The following is a 25,369-nucleotide window of genomic DNA, read 5'->3' as shown; positions in this document are numbered from 1 at the left end:
TTAGATCTCCTATTGGAATGTATTTACCTTCGTATTGCAAGCTTAAGCTGATATTCTATACCGATGAAAAAGACGCATATCACAGAGCAAAAGTTCGCCGATTTGGAATTGCACCCCCAAATCATTGAAGGATTGGAAAAAAAAGGGTTCGAATACTGTACCCCGATCCAAGCCTTGGCGCTGCCGGTACTGCTCGCCGGCCAAGATATTGCAGGACAAGCCCAAACCGGGACGGGGAAAACGCTTGCGTTTCTCACTGCTACCTTTAACCATCTGTTAAATACGCCTGAACATGAAGGCCGCAAAGCGACACAACCGCGCGCGATCATCATGGCTCCAACGCGCGAACTTGCTATCCAGATCCACAATGATGCGAAGCCGCTCATTGAAAGTACGGGTTTAAAAACCGCACTCGCTTATGGTGGCGATAGTTACGATAAACAGCTAGCGAAGCTTGAAGGCGGTGTCGATATCCTTATCGGTACCTGCGGTCGTATTATCGACTTCTACAAGAAGCGAGTATTTAACCTTAACAATATTCAAGCTGTCGTTCTTGATGAAGCCGATCGCATGTTCGACCTTGGCTTTATTAAAGACATTCGCTTTTTGTTCCGTCGTATGCCTGAGCCTAAAGACCGTCTCAACATGCTGTTCTCTGCTACCTTGTCATACCGTGTACAAGAGCTTGCGTTTGAACATATGCATAATCCTGAGCACGTGGTTGTTGAGCCTGAGCAAAAAACCGGTCACCGCATTCAAGAAGAACTGTTCTACCCATCAAACAATGAAAAGATGGCTCTGCTGCAAACGCTAGTAGAGGAAGAATGGCCTGATCGCGCTATTATTTTCGCTAACACCAAACATAAATGTGAAAAAGTATGGGGTCACCTTGCTGCTGACGGCCATCGCGTAGGTCTTTTGACTGGTGATGTACCACAGAAGAAACGTGAAAAGATCCTTGAGCAATTCACAAAAGGCGATGTGGACATTCTGGTTGCGACGGATGTTGCAGCGCGTGGTCTACATATCCCTCAAGTAACGCACGTATTCAACTACGATCTACCTGACGACTGTGAAGATTACGTTCACCGTATTGGCCGTACAGGCCGTGCTGGTGCAAGTGGTCACTCAATCAGCTTTGCTTGTGAAGAGTACGCGATCAACCTGCCAGCGATTGAAGAGTATATCGAACACTCAATTCCAGTGTCTGACTATGACTCAAGCGCGCTGTTGACCGAACTGCCAGCTCCACTTGTTATGAAGAGCCGCAACTCAGGCCCTCGTCGCACTAATACAGGTGGCTCACGACCATCAAACAGAAAGCCTCAAAGAAGGCCAAGATCACCAAGGTCTTAATAGACCAAGATCTGACATAAGCAGTAATCTGAACAGGAAGTAAGCAGTTTTTATGAGTCTCGCAGTGAATTCTTCACCTTTGTATGCGGCTATCGATCTTGGCTCCAACAGTTTTCATATGTTGGTTGTGCGTCATATCAATGGCAGCATTCAGACCATGGCCAAGATTAAGCGCAAGGTGCGTTTGGCCGCAGGCCTTGATGATGAGATGGCTCTCAGTCAAGAAGCGATGCAGCGTGGTTGGGATTGTCTTAGTCTTTTCGCAGAACGACTTCAGGACATCCCAAAGGAAAACATCCGTATCGTCGGTACCGCAACGCTGCGTACCGCGACCAATGTCGATGTATTCCTAACCAAGGCCAATCAAATCTTGGGTTACCCAATCCAAGTGATCAGCGGTGAAGAAGAAGCAGCGACCATCTATAAAGGTGTGGCTCATACGTCTGGCGGTACAGGTCGTCGCCTTGTGGTCGATATTGGCGGTGCCAGTACCGAGCTTATTATTGGCGAAGGGTTTGAACCAAAAGCATTGACCAGTCTGAAAATGGGCTGTGTCACTTGGCTAGAGCGTTTCTTTAAAGACCGCCAGCTAAACAAAGCCAACTTTGAAGGCGCTATCGAAGGCGCCAAACAGACGCTCGCCCCAATTCTAGAGCAGTATCAGGGATTGGGCTGGGACGTGTGTGTGGGTGCTAGTGGCACAGTTCAAGCCCTGCAAGAGATCATGCTGGCGCAAGGTATGGATGAGGTCATCACTCATGCCAAACTCAAGCGACTGCAAAAGCAAGCGATGCAAGCCGATCACCTTGAAGAGCTCGACATTGATGGTCTAACGCTAGAGCGCGCTTTGGTGTTCCCAAGCGGTTTATCCATCTTGATTGCCATTTTTGAACTACTCAATATCGACTCCATGACGCTTGCGGGCGGTGCGCTGCGCGAGGGAATGGTGTATGACATGGTTAAAGAGCTGCAACAAGATGACATTCGTGCACGCACAATCAACAGCGTACAAACCCGTTGTCAGCTCGATGTGGAGTACGGCGATCAAGTTGCGGCTACTGCCACCAGCTTGTTGGTGAGCTGTGGCAATGAACGCTGGATTGAAGAGCCTCATGCCACTGTACTGCTCGAAGCCGCATCAAAACTGCACGAAATCGGCCTCACCTTGGACTTTAAAAAGGCCGGTGAGCATAGTGCGTACTTACTTCAGAATTTAGATTTACCGGGTTTCACTCGTGCACAAAAACATCTACTTGCTGAAGTGGTTCGTCGATACAAAGACCAACTTACACCACTGCCATCACAGCATGCTCTCTCGACACAAAGTGCCGAGCGCGTACTGCGACTGCTGCGCTTATCGGTGATCATTACTCACCGCCGTCAGCGTGCTTTACAGCCTCAATTTTCGGTGCAGTGTGAGGGCAACAGCCTAACGCTCTCTATTGATAAGCAGTGGTTAGAAGCCCATCCTTTGTCAGCAGCAGAACTGGAAATCGAGTCTAACCGACAGTCAGATGCCGGTTGGCCACTGACGATTCAGGCGGTCTAATCCTGACTCAAACTGTTTAAGTGTATTACTGTGAAAAAATCCCGAACCAAACAGTTCGGGATTTTTTATTTTTAGCTTCTAGAGACTCGTTAAGCTTTTACGCCAGTCACCTTTAACTCTGGGTTCACTGCTGTAAGCTTCTTCACCAAGAAGTTAAGCAGCACGCCGTACATAGGAACAAACAGGCCGAGACTGATCACCAGCTTAAAACCGTAGTCGACCAAAGCGATCTCCATCCAATGCTCTGCCATAAACGGATCTGGGCTTTGGTAGAATGCGATAGCAAAGAAGGCCAGCGTATCCAGCGCGTTACCAAACAGTGTTGAACATGTCGGAGCCACCCACCACTGCTTCATTTGGCGCAAACGGTTGAAAACATGCACATCTAGAATTTGTCCCAGCAGGTAAGCCATAAAGCTTGCCGCGGCGATACGTGCAACAAACAGGTTAAATTCACCTAAATGCCCAAAGCCTTGGAACTGCCCTTCAAAGAACAATACTGATAATCCATACGACACCGCCAATGCAGGCAGCATGACCAAGAAGATGATCTTACGGGCTAAACCAGCACCAAAGATACGTACGGTCAGATCGGTCGCAAGGAAAATGAATGGGAAAGTAAATGCGCCCCACGTGGTATGGAAACCGAAAATAGTAAACGGTAGCTGCACCAAGTAATTACTGGATGCGATGATCACCAAGTGAAATAAAACAAGAAATGTCAGGGCTTTGCGCTGCTGCGCAGGAGAAAACGGGTTCATATTGTACCTTTTTCGTTTTGCTTGGGGTTGAGGGAACCCAAGTTGAGGCAAAGCCTCGAGTGACTAATAAAATGGTTTGTTGTGCCAGCGTATTTAACTCATGGTTTCATTAACTAGGCTCAGCGGCGGGCGATTATACATTAATCAATTTAACGCGCAATAGAGGATAATCGAGCAAACGTTTTCTAGCTAACGACTGAATGCGTTATGTCAAAAACCGCGACGAAATAGCCCCGCTAAGAAATCAAACTCTTCTTTGCTTGCAGAGATATCTAAAGCTTCAAGCCACATTGATTCACTGTAGTGTTCACCTTTTAAAAGCATGCGGCAGCCTTCAAAATCCACCAACCAAGAATGAATGTCGGCATCCCATTGCTTTTCCACCACGGTCGCGCCGAGCTGGTCGAGCATCAACATCGCTAGTGAATCAAAGTTATCAAAATCAAAAGAAGGCGTGACAATAAGTAGCTTGCCTTCTTCTTCAATATATTCACGAAGACCAAAATCAGCCATGACCAGTCAAGTGCTCCTGTATTAAGTCGAGGAAAGGATCCGCATATTTATCAAGCTTACGCTCACCCACCCCATTCACGGCAAGCATTTCACCATACGAGGTCGGTAAAATTTCTGCCATATCAATCAAGGTAGCGTCACTGAACACCACATACGGTGGCAAGCCATCTTCATCGGCAATCGACTTACGTAATTTACGTAGTTTGGCAAACAACTTCTTGTCGTAGTGTTTCGATGCCAGCTTATCAGATTTGGCGCTGCGCGCCGCGGTATCGAGTCTCGGTACGGCAAGCTCTAGTGTGGTATCACCACGCAGCAAAGGGCGCGCTTCTTCTGTCAGTTGCAATGTCGAGTTACGAGTAATGTTCTGACTCAGTAGCCCTTTGTGGACCAGTTGCCTAAAGATACTCACCCAGTAATCGTGGCTATGGTCTCGACCAATACCGTAAGTGGTAAGTTTGTCATGCCCATGCTCGCGAATACGGATATTCGACATACCACGCAGCACTTCCACCACGTAGCTGATACCAAAGCTTTGATTGACGCGATAGACACAAGAAAGCGCCTTTTGCGCCTCTTGGGTGGCATCAAAGTGCTTAGGTGGATCCAAGCAGATGTCGCAGTTGCCACAAGGCTGCTCACGGTACTCACCGAAGTAATTAAGCAGTACCTGACGGCGACAGGTTTGCGCCTCAGCAAAGGCACTCATGGCGTTGAGCTTATGGCTCTCTACCTGCTTTTGTGGTCCCTCTGGCTTTTCATCCACCATACGGCGCAGCCAACCCATATCAGCAGGATCGTAAAGCATCATCGCTTCTGCGGGTAACCCATCACGTCCTGCTCGGCCAGTCTCTTGGTAATAAGATTCGATGTTGCGCGGGATATCAAAGTGAGCAACAAAGCGCACGTTCGGCTTGTTGATACCCATTCCAAAAGCCACCGTTGCCACCACGACTTGAATGTCGTCACGCTGAAACGCATCTTGAACATAAGCACGCTCATCGGTATCCATACCGGCATGATAGCCAGCCGCTCGGATGTGATTGCCACAAAGCTTTTCTGTGAGCATTTCCACTTTCTTACGGCTACCACAGTAGATGATTCCGCTACCGCCCTTGTTCTCACCAAGAAAGCGCACAATCTGTGAGACAGGCTTATGCTTCTCAACCAAGGTGTAACGAATATTGGGTCTGTCAAAGCTGCCCAAGTACTCGTGAGGGTTTTGTAGATTGAGCCTATGGATGATGTCTTTGCGAGTGGCGTCGTCGGCCGTTGCAGTCAGTGCCACAACGGGTACGTAGGGAAATTGCTCTTTTAGTCGACCGAGCGCGGCATACTCAGGACGAAAATCGTGCCCCCACTGGGAAATACAGTGTGCTTCATCCACAGCAATCATCGACAGTTCAATATGCTCAAGCCTTTCGATGAAATCGTGCATCAACACACGCTCTGGCGACACATACACTAGCTTGATCTGCCCGCTGTTCATGCGGCGATAGATATCAATCAACGCCTCTCTCGACTGAGTCGAGTTAATGCACTCAGCGGCAACGCCGTCAGCCTTGAGTTGGTCGACTTGATCTTTCATCAGGGAGATCAGTGGAGAGACAACCAAGGTCAGGCCGGGTCTCACCAAGGCAGGGATCTGATAGCATAGAGATTTACCGCCACCAGTTGGCATAATGACGAGACCATCGTTGCCCGCAATGGCACTGTCGATAACTTCTTGCTGCCCCGGACGGAACTCTTGATAGCCGAAAACGGACTCTAAGACCGACTGCGAACTGGGTTGCGATTCAGATTGTTCTGCAGCGAGTACAGCGGTCATGCAATATCCTGATGAAAGTCTTTGATTGGTCGAAAACGCTACATTGTAGAGGGGTTGTCACTTGAAGGAAACTCAATTTACTCTGCGGGGTGAAGAAAAAGTAGCATCAGATCGAGCATTAAATAGTCCAAAACACCACAACACGTTATACTCAAACGCTTTCCTCCCCCCTTTATGGTCGCAGACCTGCTCTTGAGAAAATTTGCATGTCACTAGAAGAACAACAAAGAGCCAAACAAGGCGTTTTGCTCGCCATCGGTGCCTACACAATGTGGGGTATTGCCCCTATCTACTTTAAGGCACTAAGTAGCGTCTCTCCCTTAGAAATTCTCAGCCACCGTGTGATCTGGTCATTTGTGTTGCTGACTGTCTTACTTCACTTCGGTCGACGCTGGCGCAGCGTTCGCGATGTACTGCGCTCAAAAAAGAAGATGGGCTATCTTGTCACTACCGCGCTATTGGTTGGTGTTAACTGGCTTATCTTTATCTGGGCGGTGAACGCCAATCACATGCTCGATGCTAGCTTGGGTTACTACATCAACCCGCTTATCAACGTGATACTCGGCATGCTGTTCTTAGGTGAACGACTGAGAAAGCTCCAATGGTTTGCGGTCGCCCTTGCCACTATCGGTGTTCTGATTCAGCTTATCGCATTTGGCTCAGTACCCATTGTTGCCCTCGCCTTAGCAATGAGCTTTGGCCTGTACGGATTGCTGCGTAAAAAAGTCAGTCTAGATGCACAAACCGGGCTATTCATTGAAACCTTGGTGATGCTACCAGCTGCCGCCATTTATGTGCTATTTATCGCGGATACCGCGACATCAAATATGATGGATAACAGCACAGCGCTGAACCTACTGCTTATCTCTGCGGGTATCGTCACCACCCTACCACTATTGTGCTTTACCGGTGCGGCGACACGCTTGAAGCTATCGACCCTTGGCTTTTTCCAATACATTGGTCCGAGTTTGATGTTCTTGCTGGCCGTGCTGGTGTATGGCGAAGCCTTTACCTTAGATAAAGCGCTCACTTTTGCCTTCATCTGGGGTGCATTGGTGGTGTTTAGCTTTGATGGACTAAAGACCAACCGTAGTAATAAGAAGAAAACAGCTAAAACTCGATAGTACAGACAAAGAAATCAATGAACGAAATCACTATTCTCGTCACTCTCGCTACAGTGCACTTTGTTGCGCTTATGAGCCCGGGCCCCGACTTTGCGCTCGTGGTACAAAATGCGACTCGATTTGGACGCCAGACTGGCTTTTATATTGCCCTAGGACTGTCATTTGGCATCTTGCTACACTCGATTTTCAGTCTAACGGGCGTGAGTTATGTCGTTCATCAGCACCCAACGCTATTTGCCCTGGTGCAAATCGCTGGCGGCAGCTATTTGCTTTACCTAGGTATCGGCGCCTTACGCTCCGTATGGGGAAGATGGGCACAACGCCACCAGCCAAGCGATCTTACCAATGACCCAAGTCTACTGCTTTCAAGTCGAAGACAGGCTTTCTCTCGCGGCTTTACCACCAATATTCTCAACCCGAAAGCCTTGGTGTTCTTTATTAGCTTGATGTCTAGCTTGGTGCCATCAACCATGTCGATTCCGGGTAAAGTAGCTGCACTGGTGATTCTATGGTCGCTTTCCTTGGCTTGGTTCTCATTTTTAGCCTGGGCGCTGTCGACTAAGCGCATGCAGCGTAAGCTTGGATCAGCCGCCATCTACATCGATGGGCTGTGTGGTGTGCTGTTTTCAGGGATTGGTGTGACCATCTTCACACAGGTGATTTCCGGCCTTTAGGGTATTTTGCGCTATTCGACACGCAGCGTGTGCGAGATCTCTCACAAAGGCTTAGGTGTTTATCGCTTCGTGCTACAAGCATTCAACCCTAAAACGCCGTAAGCCATTGTTTTGTATAAGAACAAGGTGATTTCTCTTTGCTGAGACAATGGATTATTACTGTTTAACTGGATTGCTCCGAGGCCAGTTTCGTTTAATATTAACCATGTCGGAAGGATGCTGACACGGAACAGGAAACGCTCAGGGATTTGGGCATCTTCAGGAAGAAGATACGGTTATTCAGGATGAATGATCGGCACGGATAGCAAATTGGACATTGAATGGACGCAATAGTAACTAGGATGGTTACTACTAAGGAAAGACAATGGACACCTCTGGATGAGGCAAGGACTTAGCATCAGGATGATGTCAGGGACACCGCTCAGGGAACAAGTGAAGTGCGCTAACGAGGATTGTTAGCAGATCAGGATAAGATTATTAGGACACCGCTAGGAAGGCGACGAAAGGACTAAGCTGACGGATTACAGCACACTATCATGGATTAGATGCATGGAGCACTTTTAGTAGCCGGATTGCTGCGAGTAAGACTATAACCCCGATGGGCGCAAGCCCTCGGGGTTTTTCTTTGTCTGCGATCTAGCCATTCAAAACAACGCTCGACCTAGAACACTAGATACAAAAAAGGAGCTCATCGATAAGCTCCTTTTCCGTTAAACGTTCATATCAAGTCGTTTACAGCTTTTCCAGCTTGGCGTACTGAGTCACCAACCATTTAATACCCTCACCGTTAAAGGCAACTTGTACGCGGCTTTGCGGGCCACTTCCTTCAAAGTTGATGATGGTTCCTTCACCAAATTTAGGGTGCATCACGCGCTCACCCAGATTAAATCCGGTTTCGTTGAAGTTATTCTTCACTTCCGTTTGGCTAAAGCGACCCGCTGTCGTTGGGCGGCTGACTTGCGCCTTCATGCGGACTTCTTGCAGACACGTTTCTGGCAGCTCACGAATAAAGCGCGATGGCTTGTGATACTTATCTTGACCATACAGGCGACGCATCTCGGCATAGGTGATGAACAGCTTTTCCATCGCTCGCGTCATGCCTACATAACAGAGGCGACGCTCTTCCTCCAACCTGCCCGCTTCTTCCGCCGACATCTGGCTAGGGAACATACCCTCTTCGACACCTACCATAAATACCATTGGGAACTCGAGACCTTTAGCACTATGCAGTGTCATTAGCTGCACCGCATCATCAAACTCATCCGCTTGACCTTCACCGGCTTCTAACGCTGCATGAGTTAAGAACGCCGTCAGTAGCGTCATATCTTCCGCTTCTTCAGGTTTCTCAAACTGACGCGTTGCGGTGACGAGCTCTTCCAAGTTTTCAATACGCGCCTTAGACTTTTCGCCCTTCTCTTGCTCATACATAGCAAATAGCCCAGAGGTCTTAATCACATGGTCAGTTTGTTCATGAAGCGGCGATTCAAACGTGTCGTCTTCGAGTGCGTTGATAAGCTCAATAAAACGCGACAACGCGCCGGCTGCTCGCCCAGCGAGAACCTTCTCATCCAGCAGTGCAATACTTGCTTCCCACAGCGTTGCCCCACGATCACGCGCAGCGAAACGAATGGTATCTAGGGTTTTATCCCCCAACCCACGAGTTGGTGTATTCACAATACGCTCGAACGCTGCGTCATCATTGCGATTAGCCATCAAGCGCAAATAACCTAAGGCATCTTTGATCTCTTGGCGCTCGAAGAATCGCATACCACCGTAGATTCGGTATGGCAGCTGCGCTTGAATCAAGGCTTCTTCTAAAACACGGGACTGAGCGTTGTTTCGATATAGCATGGCGCAGTCTGTCAGACTGCCACCTTTATCTTGCCACTCTTTGATTTTACCCACGGCAAAACGCGCTTCATCCAGCTCGTTATACGCAGAGTAAACTGAAATCTTTTCGCCCTCGTTACCGTCCGTCCATAGCTCTTTACCCATACGTTCTGTATTGTTGGCAATCAGCTCGTTGGCCGCTTCTAGGATAGTTTTGGTTGAACGGTAGTTCTGCTCAAGGCGAATGGTTTTCGCGCCTAGGTACTCATCTAAGAACTTCTGGATATTCTCGACCTTAGCACCACGCCAACCATAGATAGACTGGTCATCGTCGCCAACAATCATCACCTTACAGTCAGCACCGGTCATCATTCGTAGCCAAGCGTACTGAATGTTGTTGGTGTCTTGGAACTCATCCACCAGAATGTGCTTGAAGCGAGCTTGGTAGTGCTCACGAACAAACTTGTTGTCACGCAGCAGCTCATGGGCACGTAGTAGGATTTCTGCAAAGTCCACCAGCCCAGCACGGTCACACGCCTCTTGGTAAGCGGTGTAGATCTGCAAATACGTCTTGGTCACTGGATCTTGATAACTATCGATATGCTGAGGTCGTAACCCCTCATCTTTCTTACCATTAATCCACCAAGCCGCTTGGCGTGCTGGCCACTGTTTATCATCCAGGTTCTGCGCCTTGATGAGACGCTTTAATAGCCTTTGCTGATCGTCAGTATCGATGATTTGGAAATCTTCTGGCAGCTTAGCATCGAGATAATGCGCACGTAAGATTCGATGACAGATACCGTGAAAAGTACCGTTCCACATGCCAGAAGCGCTGCCCATCATCAGCTCTTCAATACGCCCTCTCATCTCTGCAGCGGCTTTATTGGTAAAGGTCACAGACATAATGGAAAACGGAGAGGCATTCTCAACCGACATAAGCCAAGCAATACGATGCACAAGCACGCGCGTTTTACCACTGCCTGCACCGGCAAGGACGAGCATGTGCTCTAGAGGGGCTGCAACAGCTTCACGCTGCTTGTCATTGAGACCGTCAAGAAGAAGAGAAGGATCCATGATGAGTCTTAGCTACTGGTTATTTATACATATCCGTTGATTATAACTCAAACAGTCTCACCATTTCAGAAAAAGTTCTGATTTTTTAAAAGACAATTAATTCATCAATATCAGACGCATAAGATGATATTTAACATTTTAGTAAATATTTTTTGATCTTTTTGAAAGATTTCCCTTTGCCTTCCTATCCTATTGGTTAAGCAAGTCGCAAACAGTGACCTGTGAAAATAAACATCAAGGATCAAGTTTCGAGGAAAGTATTATGAAAACTACGAATCTAGCTATCACTGCAGCAGTTACCGGTCTAATCGCTCTTGGCGGTGCAACACTTGGCGCAGCACCAGCACATGCAGCTGACAAAGAAAAATGCTACGGCGTGTCTAAAGCTGGTCAAAATGACTGTGCAACCAAAACCAGCTCATGTGCAGGTACTGCGAAAGAAGATAACCAGAAAGATGCGTTTGTAGTCGTCCCTAAAGGCCTATGTGACAAACTGGTTGGCGGTAGCACAGAATCAGCATAATTGCCTCGCGTGTAAGATGCCGTAATACGGCCTGCATAGCTTGATTGTCATTTTGTCTTCACTTTGTTTATCCATACACTTTCAAGTTACAACACTATTCAGAGGGGCGTGATTATACGCCCCTTCCGTTTTCTACAGTTTACCCACAGAAACCAACAGATCAGGGAGATCATCATGGATCGAAGTCATGCCTTTCAGCTCGTCGGTGTAGGATTACGCACACCCCACCTCGACTATTTTGAGCACAACGCTCACAGCGTGGGCTGGCTAGAAATCCACAGCGAAAACTATTTTCAACCCCATAGCACTCAATATCGCCAACTCACGTCAATTCGAGAGCAAGTTGAAATTAGCTGTCACGGTATTGGTCTATCACTTGGTTCAGCATCAAAGGTAAATACCCATCATCTAAAACAGCTCAAGCGATTGATTGACGATATTCAGCCCTTCGCCATATCAGACCATTTAAGCTGGAGCGAGCATGGCGGCCACTATTTCAATGACCTACTGCCACTACCCTATACCGAAGAGGCATTACATCTGTTTTGTCGCAACGTACTTCAAGTTCAAGATGCGATTCAGCGACCACTATTAATTGAGAACCCATCGAGCTATTTGCGTTTCCGACACTCAACCATTCCAGAATGGGAGTTTCTCGCGGAAGTGCAGCGTCGTACGGACTGTCGCTTACTGCTCGATTTAAACAACGTCCATGTTTCCTGCTTCAACCATGGTTACAACGCCAACCGCTACTTAAGTGCGATAGACCCAGACACAGTTGATGAGATCCACTTGGCCGGATTCATACGCAAACAACTTGAGCAAGGCGAGATTTGGATTGATACCCACAGCACGAGAGTCTCCCGTGAAGTTTGGGAGTTGTACCGACAGTGGAACAATCATCGCGTAGCCGTACACACGCTCATTGAATGGGATCTCGATATTCCCGCTCCCGAGGTGTTACTGGAAGAGGCAGAGAAAGCCATCGACATTCTCGTAACATGTCACGGCACGACTCTAAGGAGCGCTTAATTATGATTAGCCTTCACGAGTTGCAGTCGACTTTCAGCCAATCTTTGCGCAGCCAAGATAGTGGCATAGAGAATTTCATTATTGCAGACCACTTTAGCGCCGATGATCGCATTCAGATTTACCGTAACAATTTTGTGTTGAGTTTGAGTGAGGTGCTCGAAGCTTGCTGCCCGATCACCTTGCAGCTTGTTGGTGAGGAATGTTTTCAGTCGATGGCAAAACACCATGTGATCCATCATCCGCCAGCAACAGGTAACGTCGCCGACTATGGCAAAGGGTTTGCCGAGTCTGTGTCGGAGCTTGATAACATCACCAATGCCGTGCCCTATTTAGTTGATGTCATGAGACTTGAATGGGCTATCGACTCACTCAATCAACGCCCTCTAAATAAGACTGAAGAACCCATTGAGCCAATCGTTAACATGCAGCTTATACCAGAAGCACAACATGGCAACTTGGTGTTTCATGTGAAACCAAATTACATCTTGCTGCAGTCTCAGTTTGCTATCGCCAGCTTAGTGAACGCGATACACAGTAATAATCTCGAGGGTTTTGAAATCAATCAACCTGAAAACGTGTTGATTATTAAACAAGGGCTAGCGACGAGCTCGCTTCACGTTCTCGACGACAACGTTCTTGAACTGCTCAATGCCCTCGGTTCACAACAACCTCTTAAGTTCATTGATCCTGCTCTTCTAACAGCACTACCAAGTTTATTCGCTTTGGATGTTGTAGCTGGATTTACTCTCCATGACGACACCTCACAAGGAGCATGATATGAAAACGACCTTATCTCACTGGCTTGTTAGTTATGACAAGCTTATTGATACGCTACAAAGCGGCTTCGTGCCCCTACTGCTGTTATTCTGTCGCCTCTGGGTAGCTTGGGTATTCTTTAAGTCGGGAATGACCAAGATTAGCTCTTGGGACAGCACTCTGTATCTGTTTGAGCTTGAATACCAAGTGCCTATTTTGCCGTGGGAGCTAGCCGCCTATATGGGAACAGCCGCAGAGTTAATTTTGCCAGTATTCATTGCGCTTGGTTTATTAACTCGCCCTATGGCGGCCATCTTGTTTGTATTCAATATTATTGCCGTCGTTTCTTACCCACTACTTTGGGAAAAAGGATTCTATGACCACCAGCTTTGGGGATTGATGATACTCATTGTGGTTGTATGGGGACCAGGACCGCTCTCTGCAGACAAAGTAATTCGTTCACAAGTCACCTAAATGAAGGTGCTGCTAATAAAGCACAATAGTTTGAGGTCACTGAAAGTAAAAAGCCCCGCATAGATATGCGGGGCTTTTTAAAACTAACGATTACTTGCTCGCAAGAAACGCTTTTAGCTCTTCTGCTGAAATCCCTTGCTCGGCCAATTCTTTGGCTAGTATTTCTACTTGCTCACCCTTACGAGACTCAATCACTTGTTGAAACTGATAGACGATGTCGCGAAGAACATGAATTGGAACTTGCTTTGCAGCGCTGCGAATACGCTCTTCACTTTGGTTGCCTAATTCATTAAGCAATTTACCAAACATGATTTTTTCTGGAGACTCTTCCATTTGCTCGAGAACACGAGCCATTTCGTATGTAGTCAAAGACATTACTGCGTTTATCCAGTTATAAATAAATACGGGGTGTATAAAGCTAAATATACACCCGTTTCTTAAATTGGAAAACCTAATCGTTTTTTAATTAACCGATTTTTACTGTTTGATGCCAACCTTTGCCAACTTTGCTTCTAAGAATAAACAATGCCGGCAGTACCAACCACATCTGCAAGGCAATCATGTACGGCGCTTCGAGTCCTGCACGCTGCATCAAGCCAACCAAGAGCCCCGCTCCACTCATTTGGAATAGTCCTAATAGAGCAGCGGCGGTACCCGCTTTATCGCCAAATGGTGCCAACGCTTTACCAGCTGCCGAACCAAGGATGAAAGCAAAGCCTACTGAAGACAATATAACAGGCACCATGAACGAAGCCGGTGTTTGAAGCTGAGCTCGCCATATCATTAGCGCCCCCGCAACCAACAAAGTCACGATACCAAACTGCAGTGTTTTATGGGTACCAAGCTTATCCATCATTTTTGGTGCGAGCAGACAAGCTGCGATGTTAAATACCGCATTAAGGCCAAACCAAAACGTAAAGGCATTCATCGACAGACCCATGTTCTCCATCAGTACCACTGGCGCCGACGTGACATACGCGAGTATTACCCCCATAGCCAGTAAACACAGCGTTGCGTGGAACAAAAACGTCGGGGTACTAAGTACATGTGTATAGCGAGTTAGCGCGAAATATTTTTGATTTGATTGTTCTGGGTTGGTCTCTTTCATGTTGAGAACAACCATAATACCAACGAACATTGCGAAACCAGCCATAAAACTAAAGTTCGCTCGCCAACCAAATTGCTGCGTCAAGTAACTTCCAAGAATTGGGGCCAACGCAGGGATAAAGCAGATGGCACCATTGAGGTAACTGATCATCTTGCCGCTGCGCTCTGGTCCAAACATATCGCGAACGGTTGCAAAGGCTGCCACAGATGTCGCACACGCACCTAAGCCTTGCAGCAGTCTTGCGACTAGCATCCACTCAATGGATTGAGCTGCCCACGCCAAGCAAGCACTCACCCCATAGATCACTATGCCGCCAAGGGCAACCGTTCGACGTCCGAGTTTATCGGCAAGTGGTCCCGCGAACAGCTGTCCCACACCCATAGCAAACAAAAACCATGTAATCGTATCTTGAGCGCGCGTATGAGCTACGTCGAACGTAGAAGAAATCTGCGTTAACGCTGGCAAATAGATATCGATGGCCAAAGGACTAAAAAATACCAACATCACCAATGCAGCGAGTTGAACTTTAGAAGGTGTTGTTTGCAAGGGGGGCCTCTTACCAATAATTAAATGAATCAATGAAGACGCAATTCTATATCCGTTAAGATATGAGCAGAAATGGTTTATACTCATTAGCATTATTCCCGTGAGGAATTTCATGCGATGAACCTAGAGAAGCTAAGTCGAATCGACCTCAACCTACTCTTGTGCCTGTCAGTGCTACTTGAAGAGTGCAATGTTACGCGCGCTGCGAGTCGGTTATGCCTAACACAATCAGCGGTGAGTAAATCACTCTCTAAACTGCGTGAACTGTTTGACGATCCACTCTTCACTCGCCACGCCCACGGATTATCTCCGACAGCTAGAGCACTGCAACTTAAACCCAAGTTAGATGTGCTGATGGCTCATATGCAGGCCATCACCGCGCCTCCAGAATTTTCGCCCACATCAAGTGAATACCGATTTCACATAGCTGCGGTAGAAAGCGTTTATCCTCTCATTATGCCGCACTTTCTCCCTGCGATATTTAGTCAGGGGCCTAACCTGAGTATAAGCACTCATGCATGGAATGAGTCCACGTTTGAGCAAATGCAAAAAGGCGAATTGGATTTAGGGATCACTGGTAAAGACATCGACATCCGCGATGCTCAGAGAACGCTACTACCACCAGAAGACATCCAAGAATTAGAAGTCTATCGGGATAACCAAATGTGTTTGGTACGAGCCGACCACCCTGTGCTCGCCAAACCTTGGGATCTTGAAACCTATTTATCAATGCGTCATGTACAAGTGCGGTGTGATGGCAGTGACCGTTGGCTCCTTGATTACAAGCTCGCTGATATGGGTAAAGAGCGCGATGTTGCCATCACTGTACCCGACTTCAACAATGCTGCAGCGCTGTGCAGTTACACCGACTTTGTGTTTACCGCTCCGCGGCATTTTGTTCATCTTGTTGCTGAGCAAATGGGATTGCGTGTGCTTCCATTGCCACTCGAGTTTCCTCCGATGGCTTACACTCTATTTTGGCATAAAGATAGAGATCGTGATCCGGCGCTTAATTGGCTTATCGACATCATTCGACAAAAAACGCTTCACTTACGCTAGGCGACACGCAGAGCCTGCTAACTGGCTCGCAGAATCGTTTGTATATCGTCCACAAAAGCGCTAGCTTATAGACCAAAATAATAGCAAGGTGACCTATTTCGCCATGACAAAGGAACTACAGATGCAGGAACATATTTCAGGCCGAGTTGAAAAGATTCAATCTTGGCTTTCTGACAACGATCTCGATGCGTTTATTGTTGCTCATGAAGATGAGTACTTAGGTGAGTACGTACCCGCTCATAATGAGCGTCTTCATTGGCTAACCCAATTTACCGGCTCTGCAGGTGCTGCTGTTATCACGCGAGAAAAAGCCGCTATTTTTGTCGACGGTCGCTACACGGTTCAAGTTCGTAAACAAGTTCCAGCAAATAGCTTTGAATATTGTCATCTTATCGAGCAGCCACCTCTGGACTGGTCGATTGAAACACTTGAGCTCGGTGCACGAATCGGGATTGACCCTCGCATGCATAGAGGTAGTTGGTACCAGAATGCACTAGAGAAACTAGCAGGTCGCTACGAGCTGATTGCTGTTAACGACAACCCAATTGATCTTTTCTGGAGCGATCGCCCTGCTGCTCAGTTAAGTCATGTCCGTTTGATGCCACTAGACAAGGTCGGCCAATCAAGCCTAGACAAACGTACCCAGCTAACAAAAAACCTAACTAGCAATAATGCTGATGCCGCTATCATTACTGAGCTGGATTCAATTTGCTGGCTTTTAAATGTCCGTGGTCTAGATGTTTCTCGTCTTCCTGTATTGTTGGCGCACGCAATCCTTTACTCAGACGGCTCAACTAAGTTCTTTATTGACCCAACCCGCATCGATGACATGAACGCATTTACCAACCATGTAGGTGCAGGTGTTGAAGTCTGCCTTCCATCGTCTTTGGAGACTGAACTTGAATCGTTAAGAGGGAAAAAGGTCACCCTAGACCCTGCAACAAGTAATGCTTGGTTTCAGTTAAAATTGGAGCAAAATGGCGCCAAACTTCTCGACCTTGCTGACCCATGTTTAATGCCAAAAGCGGCGAAGAACAGCGTTGAAGTTGAAGGCATGCGTAACAGCCATGTTCGCGACGGAGCAGCAATGGTTAACTTTTTAAGCTGGCTCGATAACGAAGTCGCTAAAGGCAACCTTTCTGATGAAGCAGTAGTAAGTGACAAGTTGGAAGCCTTCCGCCGAGTTGACCCAACTTTGATAGATCTTAGTTTCGATACTATTTCAGCCTCCGCAGGAAACGCGGCCATGTGTCACTACAACCATGAGAACCAAGAGGTTCCTGGAGCGTTAGTTCAAGATACCTTGTACTTGGTTGATTCAGGCGGCCAGTATCTAGATGGTACTACTGACATCACGCGAACCATTGCGATAGGTAACCCAACAGATGAGATGAAGCGCCAGTTTACGTTGGTACTAAAAGGTCACATTGGTCTGGCTACCGCACTATTCCCGAAAGGGACATGTGGTCACCAACTGGACGTTCTAGCTCGTCAGCATTTGTGGGCAAATGGTTTTGATTATGACCATGGCACAGGCCATGGGGTCGGCCACTTCCTAAGTGTTCACGAAGGACCGCAGCGCATCGCAAAAGCCGTGAACAATACACCACTCGTTCCTGGTATGGTGCTATCAAACGAACCCGGTTACTATCGCGCAGATGAATTCGGTATTCGTATCGAGAACCTAGAGTTGGTCGTTGAGAAAGCAACAGCTGGCGATAGTTCGATGTTTGGTTTCGAGTCACTTACTCGATGCCCTATCGACAAGCGCAACATCGTTGCTGATATGCTAACGGAAAACGAAACCGATTGGTTGAACGACTATCACCAAAAAGTTTGGAATGACGTTTCTCCTCTCGTTACTGGTGATGCACTAGCTTGGCTGGAAACAGCTTGCCAACCGCTCTAACTTGTTAGTCTCCTAGAAATAGAAAGGCGCTGGAACTCCAGCGCCTTTTTTTTGTTTCACGTGAAACATGATTAGAAATCTAGCCTGAGTAGGACTGATGCCAGTCTTTCCAAACTGGCTCCATACCTACCCGTTTTACTGACTCTGCAACTAAAGCTGCACTGCGCTCATCACTGATTGCAAACTGTTCCAACTCTTCTTTGTCATCCGCATAGCCACCTGGCTGAGTTTTTGATGCAGCACTAATACTCGTGATACCTAGTGGGTAAACATGATCACGGAAGGTCGCCGACTCACGAGTCGAAAGAGAAAGTTCAACTTCATTGTTGAACAAGCGGTAGGCACAGATAAGCTGCACTAGCTGCTTATCTGTCATCACCGATTTCGGTTGTAATGCGCCCTCGCAAGGTCGAAGTCGTGGAAAAGAAATCGAATAGCGTGTCTTCCAATATCGGCTCTCTAAATATCGAAGATGCGCGGCGACAAAGAAACAATCTGTGCGCCACTCTTCCAAACCAATCAGAGAACCAATGCCGACCTTATCGATTCCAGCTTGTGCCAGCCTATCTGGGGTTTCAAGTCGATAGTCGAAATCCATTTTGTTACCGCGCAGGTGGTGTTGTGCGTATGTCGAGCGATGATACGTTTCTTGATAAACCATCACAGCATCAAGACCATGCTGCTTTAGGGACGCATACTCTTGGGTCTCCAATGGCTGGACTTCCATAGCCAAATAGCTAAAGTGCTTTTTAATTTCCGGCAACACCTTTTGGAAGTACTTCATACCCACTTTGTTCTCGTGCTCACCTGTGACCAAGAGAATATTGTCGAAACCCATCTGTTTAATCACGTCGCACTCGCGCCCGATTTCTTCAGTACTGAGCGTCTTACGTTTTATACGGTTTTCCATTGAAAAGCCGCAATAGGTACAAGCATTGGCACACAAGTTAGAAAGGTACAAAGGTATATACATGGACATGGTATGCCCAAATCGCTTGCGAGTTAATGCAAATGAACGCTGAGCCATTTGTTCTAAGTAGGGTTCTGCGGCAGGACTGATTAGTGCCTTAAAGTCTTCTAAGTCGAGCCGCGTTTTAGACAGTGCTCGCTCTACATCTCGCGCCGATTTCGCATAAATGGAAAGACGAATATCATCCCAGTTATACTTAGCGTGCTCCTGAACAAAGCTCATGATGTTCTCCTACTCTGAATCGAGAAATGCTGTTAGCGGACTCGAGGCTACGGCATGATTTATTGTACCCGCCAAGCCGCTTTCATATGCCAGCCTTCCCGACTCTACTGCCAGCTTGAACGCTTTTGCCATAGCAACCGGATCAGCGGCAGCAGCGATAGCGGTATTGACCAAGACAGCATCCGCGCCCATTTCCATCGCAAGCGCTGCATGTGATGGTGCACCGATACCAGCATCAACCACAACCGGAACGTTAGCTTGTTCGATTATGATTTCTAAAAAGTCTTTACTGACGATGCCTTTATTACTTCCTATTGGAGCACCAAGCGGCATGACAGCTGCACACCCTACTTCCTCAAGGTGCTTACAAAGCGTTGGATCACTGTGACAATAAGGCAGTACAACGAACCCATCCTTAACTAACTTTTCAGCCGCTTTAAGCGTCTCGATCGGGTCTGGTAGTAAGTACTTTGGATCTGGGTGTATCTCTAACTTCAGCCAATTGGTACCCAATGCTTCTCTAGCAATATGTGCAGCAAAAATGGCGTCTTTGGCGTTCTTAGCGCCAGAAGTGTTAGGCAACAGACTAATCTTATTCTCAATTAATGGTCGCAAGATGTTGTCATCTTGACCTTGTAGGTCTACGCGCTTGAGCGCCATTGTCGCAAGCTGCGAACCACTTTCTGCAATAGCCTGAACCATAAGAGACTGATCCGAGAACTTTCCGGTTCCAGTAAACAGACGTGATTCAAAAATTTTATCGGCAATTGTTAGCATGAATTAGCCCCCTGCAATCGCTTGGAAGATGTTAATGGACATGTTGTTTTTGACGACAAACGTCGACCATTCAGTTCGTGGCACGACTTGGTCATTAACCGCAATGGCACAGCCATGAGTATCGATATTGAGACCTTTAATAAGCTGCTGGAGGAAACTGTCTGGTTCCACATTCTGTAGTGTGTTATTAACTGTTACTTGAATCATTTTCTTGTTTCTCGCGTACAAATTCTTTGACTACACTAAGGTGTACTTAGTCGACCGAGCAAACCGTACAAGCTTGCTCACGAGCAATCTGTAGTGTTTGCCATTGGCCATTTAGTCCATCGAATAGCTTCAATGTCGGTGACTTTTGCTGGGCAACCTGAGGGTGTACACCTGCAAGTAACTTAATCGTTTCTAAAGCTTGGTAAAGCCCCATCATGCCAACCACTGGTCCCATGACTGAAGACTCTGAACATCGGCTGCTGCCTTTGATTTCATCAAAGGGATACAAGCAGCGATAACAAGCAATCTCGAGAGATGATGAGAACGGAAAAACACTGAGTTGCCCGTTCCAGCCGATTGCTGCCGCGCTTACCAGGTCGGTGTTGCTTTGCTTACAGTAGGCATTGATTGCATGCCGAGTTTCTAGGTTATCGGAACAATCGACCACAACATCAGCTAGCGTGATCTCCAGTAGTAACTGATTGCCATCAAGCTTTTTGTTAATACCTCGCACTCTGACATCAGGATTCTGTTGTTGAATACTGGCCTTCAAACATTCAACTTTAGCGATTCCAATATCTTTTGTGTGATAAGTTACCTGTCGAGGTAAGTTCGACATTTCTACTACATCATCGTCAGCAATAGCGATACAGCCTACACCGGCACCAGCCAAATACATGCTCGCTGCGGTCCCAAGCCCCCCACAACCAACAATAAGCACATTGGCATTGAACAGTTTACTCTGCCCTTCTTCACCCATGTTCGGAAGACTGATTTGGCGCAGATACTGCTTAAATTGGCCATCACTAACCATCAAGACGCCCATCCATGATTGAGCCAAATTGTTGAATAACTGCAGGTACATCGTCAGCCAGTGTGATGGCTCGTACCACTGCCAAACTTGTTACGCCACAGCTCCATACAGGCGCTGCTGTCTTCAAATCGATACCACCAATAGCTACTGTTGGGTACCCCAACTCATCCCCGTAAGGTATTGAATCAATCAGTCGCTGATAGAGTTCCAGTCGTATTAAGCCTTGTGGCTTTGACGGCATGTCTTTAGTGGTAGTTGGGAAAATATGGCCGAGAGCAATGTAGCTAGGGTGGATTTGTACAATGCGCAGCAACTCGTAATAGCCATGGGTAGATAACCCGAGTGCAATTCCTTGTTCAGCTAATTGCTTGAGGTTTGCTACTTCAATATCTTCTTGCCCTAAGTGCACACCGTAGGCACCATGCTTAACCGCTAGCTGCCAATAGTCATTGATGAATACTTGGGCATCATGTCTTCGGCCAAGCTCGATTGCTTTTTCAATTTGCTGTTCCAGATCTGGCAGGTCGGGCTGCTTGATTCGAAGCTGCACCGTTTTAATGCCAAGCTCTAGTAGTTGAGCTACCCAATCTACATTATCGACCACAGGGTAGAGCCCAAGCTTCAATTTGCTTACTGTAGGAAATGGTAGAGCCGATGCCTCGACTGCCCAGCCAACACGGATACCTAGATCCGCATTTTCTATGACTGGAACGGGGAATTGGCTCAAGTGACTTGGCCATGTTTCACGTGAAACACATCCAGCTCTAGCCACCATAACTGCATCTTCGAGAGGAAAATCGAGAGCAATACTCACCACGAGCCAAGCTAAATGCTCAGTGTGGTCTGTAATCAAAGAAGCTGCCGCAGAAGCCTTTATAACATTGCCTCTGCAAGACCAGACATCGAGCCATCGAGATCTACTTGCTACTGTTATGTAGACATCACCTTGTGTGGCTGTCACAAGTGAGGACGAAAGCTTGCTTTCATCCATATCATGCAAATACCTTACACGAATATCACTGTCTAACGCGCTATCTCCCATCTGGAAAGTAGAGCCTAGAACATCACTTGAAATATAACGAGTGTTTTCTTCGTGCTGGATAACGACTGCCTCTCCTTCTTCAGAAGATGAGATTGCGATGTTTTCGGTTGAGAAGCCGACTTGTTTTGCTAGGCCGAGAACACGATGAATATGACGATTCAAAGCGTCTGCACCAATGGGCAACATGAGTTTCAACGGAAGCTCCTTGGATTACGGTAGTTATTCTTCAGTAACAGCTGGATGATACAATTCGGCACCCGTTGCTCTGAACTCTTCAGACTTTTGACGCATCCCTTCTAAAGGGTCATCAAGCATTGTGATGGCGATGCTGTCGCCTTGTTGTATGTCTTTAGCGTACTCTCGTACCTCTTGTGAGATCTTCATCGAACAGAATTTTGGACCGCACATTGAGCAGAAATGAGCAACCTTGCCAGACTCTTGCGGGAGTGTTTCATCGTGGAATTGGCGCGCAGTATCAGGGTCAAGAGAGAGGTTAAACTGGTCTTCCCAGCGGAATTCAAAGCGAGCCTTTGAAAGTGCATTATCACGAATTTGAGCGCCAGGATGCCCCTTCGCCAAGTCCGCTGCATGAGCAGCGAGTTTGTAAGTGATAAGCCCAGTCTTAACGTCTTCTTTATTTGGTAGGCCAAGGTGTTCTTTAGGCGTCACATAACACAGCATCGCACAGCCGTACCAACCGATCATTGCAGCACCGATACCAGAGGTAATGTGGTCATAGCCCGGTGCAATATCAGTAGTCAGTGGCCCAAGCGTGTAGAACGGTGCCTCATGGCAATGCTCAAGCTGCTCTTCCATGTTCTCTTTTATCATGTGCATCGGTACGTGACCTGGACCTTCAATGATGACTTGAACATCGTATTCCCAGGCAATTTTGGTTAACTTGCCTAGAGTTCTAAGCTCAGCAAACTGAGCTTCATCATTGGCATCGGCAATAGAGCCTGGACGCAATCCATCTCCTAGCGACAAAGCCACGTCATAACGTGCACAGATTTCACAGATCTCTCTAAAGTTTGTGTATAGGAAGCTTTCTTCATGGTGTGCCAAACACCACTTAGCGATGATAGAACCACCACGGCTAACGATACCCGTGACGCGCTTGGCGGTAAGTGGGATATGATGAAGCAGTAAGCCAGCATGAATAGTAAAGTAGTCTACACCTTGCTCTGCTTGCTCGATTAATGTATCTCGCATCACTTCCCAAGTCAGGTTTTCGGCAACACCATTAACTTTCTCTAGTGCTTGATACATAGGTACTGTGCCGATCGGCACCGGGCTATTACGCAGGATCCACTCACGTGTTTCGTGAATGTTTCGTCCAGTCGACAGATCCATAACTGTATCGGCTCCCCATCGAGTACCCCAGACGAGCTTCTCTACTTCCTCTTCTATTGAAGAGGTGACTGATGAGTTGCCTATGTTGGCATTGACCTTAACGAGGAAGTTGCGGCCAATAATCATCGGTTCAGATTCTGGGTGATTGATATTTGAAGGGATGATTGCCCTGCCCTCAGCGACTTCTTTACGTACGAATTCAGGTGTGATTTCTTTAGGTAAGTTCGCACCGAAGTGCTGACCAGGATGCTGCTGAGTGAGCACTTCGTCTTTGAGCTTTTGTCGCCCCATGTTTTCTCGAATCGCGATGTATTCCATCTCAGGGGTGATAATGCCCTGGCGTGCGTAATGAAGCTGGGTGACGCAAACGCCTTCAATACCACGTCTTATTCGAGGAAGTTGCCCGTATCTAAGCTCATCAAGTGTATCATCTTCGCGTCGTTGTTTAGCAAATTCAGAACTGACGCCTGACAAGACTTCGGTATCGGCGCGTTCATCAATCCAGGCTTCTCTTAGCTTAGGTAAACCTGAATACAGATCGATAGAATGCTCTGGATCGGTATAGACACCTGACGTGTCATACACGTTGATGGGCTCATTTGGCTCGTAGATTGGGTTGTCTTGGTTGCCACCGATTAAACTGTCTGCAAGAGAGATAGTACGCATTGGTACTTGCAGATCGCTTCGGCTACCTTGAATATACGTCTTTTGAGAGTTTGGGTAAGGCGTCACCGATAAAGTATCGATGAAGTTTTTCGCTTCCAGCCTATTTTGCTTGCGTGTCGACATAGCATTTCCTTATATATCATATAGTTATAAAAGATAAATGCTTGACGGATGTGTGAATACAAGAGGTATCAACCACAATAGCGTGCGCTATTTGATAAATAGAATATGATGCTAGTTCTATTCTCTTGTTCCCTTCGCTGGTACTAACCAGATCAGGTTCAACGGATCCCGAATTAACGGTCTCAGCCCTATGGGCACTCCGACAAGTATTGACTCGATTATAAAGGAATTAGTTTTAATACATCAATAGGACATAGACGTTTTTCGTTTAACTTTTGGTCAGCATCTGAAAACCGATCCAACACGCAGAGATGCTCAAAACAACATTGAGTAATATATTCAGTCCCATCTTCAAAAACGCCCCCTGCTGCATCAAGAGCACGTTATCCATAGAAAACGTAGAGAATGTCGTAAGTGCACCTAGAAAGCCGAGGCCGATAATTTGACGCCATGGATCAGGTGCAAAAATCTCAGCTTCGAATGCTGCTATCAATAGCCCCATAATAAACGAGCCAACCACATTGACGGTTAACGTTCCGTACGGAAAACCACGACCGAAAAGTGCTACACAAAGCTCTGATATCAAATACCGGGAACAAGCCCCGACAGCACCGCCCAATGCAATAAAACCTAAAACTGAAAACTGCCCCATCACTGAAACCCAAATAATGAATAGAAAAGGTAATAATATACCAACAACGAATAAATTCGAGCCAACATCATATTTTTAACCATAAAATCCAACGGATAATCTAGCTAGTTAACGGGTAAATTTAAAAAGTTACATGTGTCACTTTTTGAGGCTGTAATAAACAGTTGGTTAGCGAAATTAAACGAAAAGAAGATTGGAGCTAAAAAACCTAAGGTGACTAATAGAAAAAGTTAGACTGAGAAGAAATATATTGCAGATAGCAAAAAGCGGCGGAGTGGCGGGGGTTGCCATCAACCGAGACTCGACTTCCTTGAAAAGGAAGCAATCAAATTTTAGATAATAAAAAACCCGACGCTTTCGCATCGGGTTCTCTAATAAGTGGCGGAGTGGACGGGACTCGAACCCGCGACCCCCGGCGTGACAGGCC

23 protein-coding genes and 1 riboswitch are annotated in these 25,369 nt (G+C 47.0%); of the genes, 10 read left to right on the top strand and 13 right to left on the bottom strand.

The features are described 5' to 3' along the window. Nucleotides 1-63: 63 nt before the first annotated feature. Both rhlB and gppA read left to right on the top strand, forming a co-directional pair. Nucleotides 64-1,356 (top strand): ATP-dependent RNA helicase RhlB, encoded by a 1,293-nt coding sequence (rhlB, locus tag ACJB0T_RS20720; protein ID WP_479292030.1) that lies wholly within the window; start codon nucleotides 64-66, stop codon nucleotides 1,354-1,356. A 52-nt stretch (nucleotides 1,357-1,408) separates the two neighbouring features. Then, entirely contained in the window at nucleotides 1,409-2,905 is a 1,497-nt protein-coding gene (gene gppA / locus ACJB0T_RS20715) for a guanosine-5'-triphosphate,3'-diphosphate diphosphatase (RefSeq protein ID WP_479292032.1), read from the top strand. An 89-nt stretch (nucleotides 2,906-2,994) separates the two neighbouring features. Here gppA and ACJB0T_RS20710 read toward each other — a convergent pair whose 3' ends face one another. The 3 genes from ACJB0T_RS20710 to recQ all read right to left on the bottom strand — a co-directional run bounded on the left by ACJB0T_RS20710 (nucleotide 2,995) and on the right by recQ (nucleotide 6,007). Continuing rightward, nucleotides 2,995-3,666 carry a 7-cyano-7-deazaguanine/7-aminomethyl-7-deazaguanine transporter gene (locus tag ACJB0T_RS20710; RefSeq protein WP_479292034.1) on the bottom strand — a complete coding sequence of 224 codons (672 nt, stop codon included), beginning with the start codon at nucleotides 3,664-3,666 and terminating at the stop codon, nucleotides 2,995-2,997. 210 nt (nucleotides 3,667-3,876) lie between these two features. Next, nucleotides 3,877-4,179 (bottom strand): DUF3630 family protein, encoded by a 303-nt coding sequence (locus tag ACJB0T_RS20705; protein ID WP_479292036.1) that lies wholly within the window; start codon nucleotides 4,177-4,179, stop codon nucleotides 3,877-3,879. Further along, nucleotides 4,172-6,007, bottom strand: a complete 1,836-nt coding sequence (gene recQ / locus ACJB0T_RS20700) for an ATP-dependent DNA helicase RecQ (RefSeq protein ID WP_479292038.1) — start codon at nucleotides 6,005-6,007, stop codon at nucleotides 4,172-4,174. The genes ACJB0T_RS20705 and recQ overlap by 8 nt, the downstream gene beginning before the upstream one ends. A gap of 206 nt (nucleotides 6,008-6,213) precedes the next feature. On the opposite strand from recQ, the gene rarD reads away from it, so the two are divergent. Both rarD and ACJB0T_RS20690 read left to right on the top strand, forming a co-directional pair. Next, complete coding sequence (gene rarD, locus ACJB0T_RS20695) at nucleotides 6,214-7,131, top strand: EamA family transporter RarD (protein WP_479292040.1); 918 nt, start codon at nucleotides 6,214-6,216, stop codon at nucleotides 7,129-7,131. Between the two features lie 17 nt (nucleotides 7,132-7,148). Continuing rightward, the gene (locus ACJB0T_RS20690) at nucleotides 7,149-7,805 is read left to right on the top strand and encodes a LysE family translocator (RefSeq protein WP_479292042.1); all 657 of its coding nucleotides are present in this window, start codon (nucleotides 7,149-7,151) and stop codon (nucleotides 7,803-7,805) included. A gap of 732 nt (nucleotides 7,806-8,537) precedes the next feature. On the opposite strand, the gene uvrD is transcribed toward ACJB0T_RS20690, so the two are convergent. Then, nucleotides 8,538-10,712 carry a DNA helicase II gene (gene uvrD / locus ACJB0T_RS20685; RefSeq protein WP_479292344.1) on the bottom strand — a complete coding sequence of 725 codons (2,175 nt, stop codon included), beginning with the start codon at nucleotides 10,710-10,712 and terminating at the stop codon, nucleotides 8,538-8,540. Nucleotides 10,713-10,971: 259 nt separating this feature from the next. Between uvrD and ACJB0T_RS20680 the strand changes: the two genes are divergently transcribed. The 4 genes from ACJB0T_RS20680 to ACJB0T_RS20665 all read left to right on the top strand — a co-directional run bounded on the left by ACJB0T_RS20680 (nucleotide 10,972) and on the right by ACJB0T_RS20665 (nucleotide 13,494). After that, nucleotides 10,972-11,232 (top strand): BufA1 family periplasmic bufferin-type metallophore, encoded by a 261-nt coding sequence (locus ACJB0T_RS20680; protein ID WP_112463168.1) that lies wholly within the window; start codon nucleotides 10,972-10,974, stop codon nucleotides 11,230-11,232. A gap of 174 nt (nucleotides 11,233-11,406) precedes the next feature. Then, on the top strand, nucleotides 11,407-12,264 hold the full coding sequence (gene bufB / locus ACJB0T_RS20675) for an MNIO family bufferin maturase (RefSeq protein ID WP_479292044.1): 858 nt from the start codon (nucleotides 11,407-11,409) through the stop codon (nucleotides 12,262-12,264). 2 nt (nucleotides 12,265-12,266) lie between these two features. After that, nucleotides 12,267-13,040, top strand: a complete 774-nt coding sequence (locus ACJB0T_RS20670; RefSeq protein WP_479292046.1) for an HvfC/BufC N-terminal domain-containing protein — start codon at nucleotides 12,267-12,269, stop codon at nucleotides 13,038-13,040. Nucleotide 13,041: 1 nt separating this feature from the next. Next, nucleotides 13,042-13,494: a DoxX family protein gene (locus tag ACJB0T_RS20665; RefSeq protein ID WP_479292048.1), complete on the top strand. Its 453-nt coding sequence runs from the start codon at nucleotides 13,042-13,044 to the stop codon at nucleotides 13,492-13,494. Between the two features lie 90 nt (nucleotides 13,495-13,584). Here the strand turns inward: ACJB0T_RS20665 and tsrA are convergent, their stop codons facing one another. Continuing rightward, nucleotides 13,585-13,869 carry an H-NS-like global regulator TsrA gene (gene tsrA / locus ACJB0T_RS20660; protein ID WP_479292050.1) on the bottom strand — a complete coding sequence of 95 codons (285 nt, stop codon included), beginning with the start codon at nucleotides 13,867-13,869 and terminating at the stop codon, nucleotides 13,585-13,587. 91 nt (nucleotides 13,870-13,960) lie between these two features. After that, complete coding sequence (locus tag ACJB0T_RS20655; protein WP_479292052.1) at nucleotides 13,961-15,148, bottom strand: multidrug effflux MFS transporter; 1,188 nt, start codon at nucleotides 15,146-15,148, stop codon at nucleotides 13,961-13,963. A 117-nt stretch (nucleotides 15,149-15,265) separates the two neighbouring features. Here ACJB0T_RS20655 and ACJB0T_RS20650 point away from each other — a divergent pair, with 117 nt between their 5' ends. Beyond that, nucleotides 15,266-16,207, top strand: a complete 942-nt coding sequence (locus ACJB0T_RS20650; protein ID WP_479292054.1) for a LysR family transcriptional regulator — start codon at nucleotides 15,266-15,268, stop codon at nucleotides 16,205-16,207. A gap of 121 nt (nucleotides 16,208-16,328) precedes the next feature. Further along, the gene (locus ACJB0T_RS20645) at nucleotides 16,329-18,116 is read left to right on the top strand and encodes an aminopeptidase P family protein (RefSeq protein WP_479292055.1); all 1,788 of its coding nucleotides are present in this window, start codon (nucleotides 16,329-16,331) and stop codon (nucleotides 18,114-18,116) included. A 79-nt stretch (nucleotides 18,117-18,195) separates the two neighbouring features. Here ACJB0T_RS20645 and thiH read toward each other — a convergent pair whose 3' ends face one another. From thiH to crcB, 7 genes are all read right to left on the bottom strand, one after another. Next, nucleotides 18,196-19,308 (bottom strand): 2-iminoacetate synthase ThiH, encoded by a 1,113-nt coding sequence (gene thiH / locus ACJB0T_RS20640; protein ID WP_479292057.1) that lies wholly within the window; start codon nucleotides 19,306-19,308, stop codon nucleotides 18,196-18,198. Between the two features lie 9 nt (nucleotides 19,309-19,317). After that, nucleotides 19,318-20,085: a thiazole synthase gene (locus tag ACJB0T_RS20635; RefSeq protein ID WP_479292060.1), complete on the bottom strand. Its 768-nt coding sequence runs from the start codon at nucleotides 20,083-20,085 to the stop codon at nucleotides 19,318-19,320. A gap of 3 nt (nucleotides 20,086-20,088) precedes the next feature. Continuing rightward, nucleotides 20,089-20,292, bottom strand: a complete 204-nt coding sequence (gene thiS / locus ACJB0T_RS20630; RefSeq protein ID WP_479292062.1) for a sulfur carrier protein ThiS — start codon at nucleotides 20,290-20,292, stop codon at nucleotides 20,089-20,091. A 46-nt stretch (nucleotides 20,293-20,338) separates the two neighbouring features. Next, entirely contained in the window at nucleotides 20,339-21,106 is a 768-nt protein-coding gene (locus ACJB0T_RS20625) for a HesA/MoeB/ThiF family protein (protein WP_479292346.1), read from the bottom strand. Then, on the bottom strand, nucleotides 21,099-22,334 hold the full coding sequence (locus tag ACJB0T_RS20620) for a thiamine phosphate synthase (protein ID WP_479292348.1): 1,236 nt from the start codon (nucleotides 22,332-22,334) through the stop codon (nucleotides 21,099-21,101). Before ACJB0T_RS20620 ends, ACJB0T_RS20625 begins: the two co-directional genes overlap by 8 nt. Nucleotides 22,335-22,367: 33 nt before the next feature. Further along, complete coding sequence (gene thiC / locus ACJB0T_RS20615) at nucleotides 22,368-24,290, bottom strand: phosphomethylpyrimidine synthase ThiC (protein WP_479292064.1); 1,923 nt, start codon at nucleotides 24,288-24,290, stop codon at nucleotides 22,368-22,370. Between the two features lie 112 nt (nucleotides 24,291-24,402). Next, nucleotides 24,403-24,502: riboswitch (TPP riboswitch) on the bottom strand. Between the two features lie 56 nt (nucleotides 24,503-24,558). After that, nucleotides 24,559-24,942, bottom strand: a complete 384-nt coding sequence (crcB, locus tag ACJB0T_RS20610; protein WP_112478769.1) for a fluoride efflux transporter CrcB — start codon at nucleotides 24,940-24,942, stop codon at nucleotides 24,559-24,561. Nucleotides 24,943-25,369 lie beyond the last annotated feature (427 nt).

Source organism: Vibrio sp. CB1-5, assembly GCF_059412285.1.
This window is presented reverse-complemented; position numbering and strand designations above follow the sequence as displayed.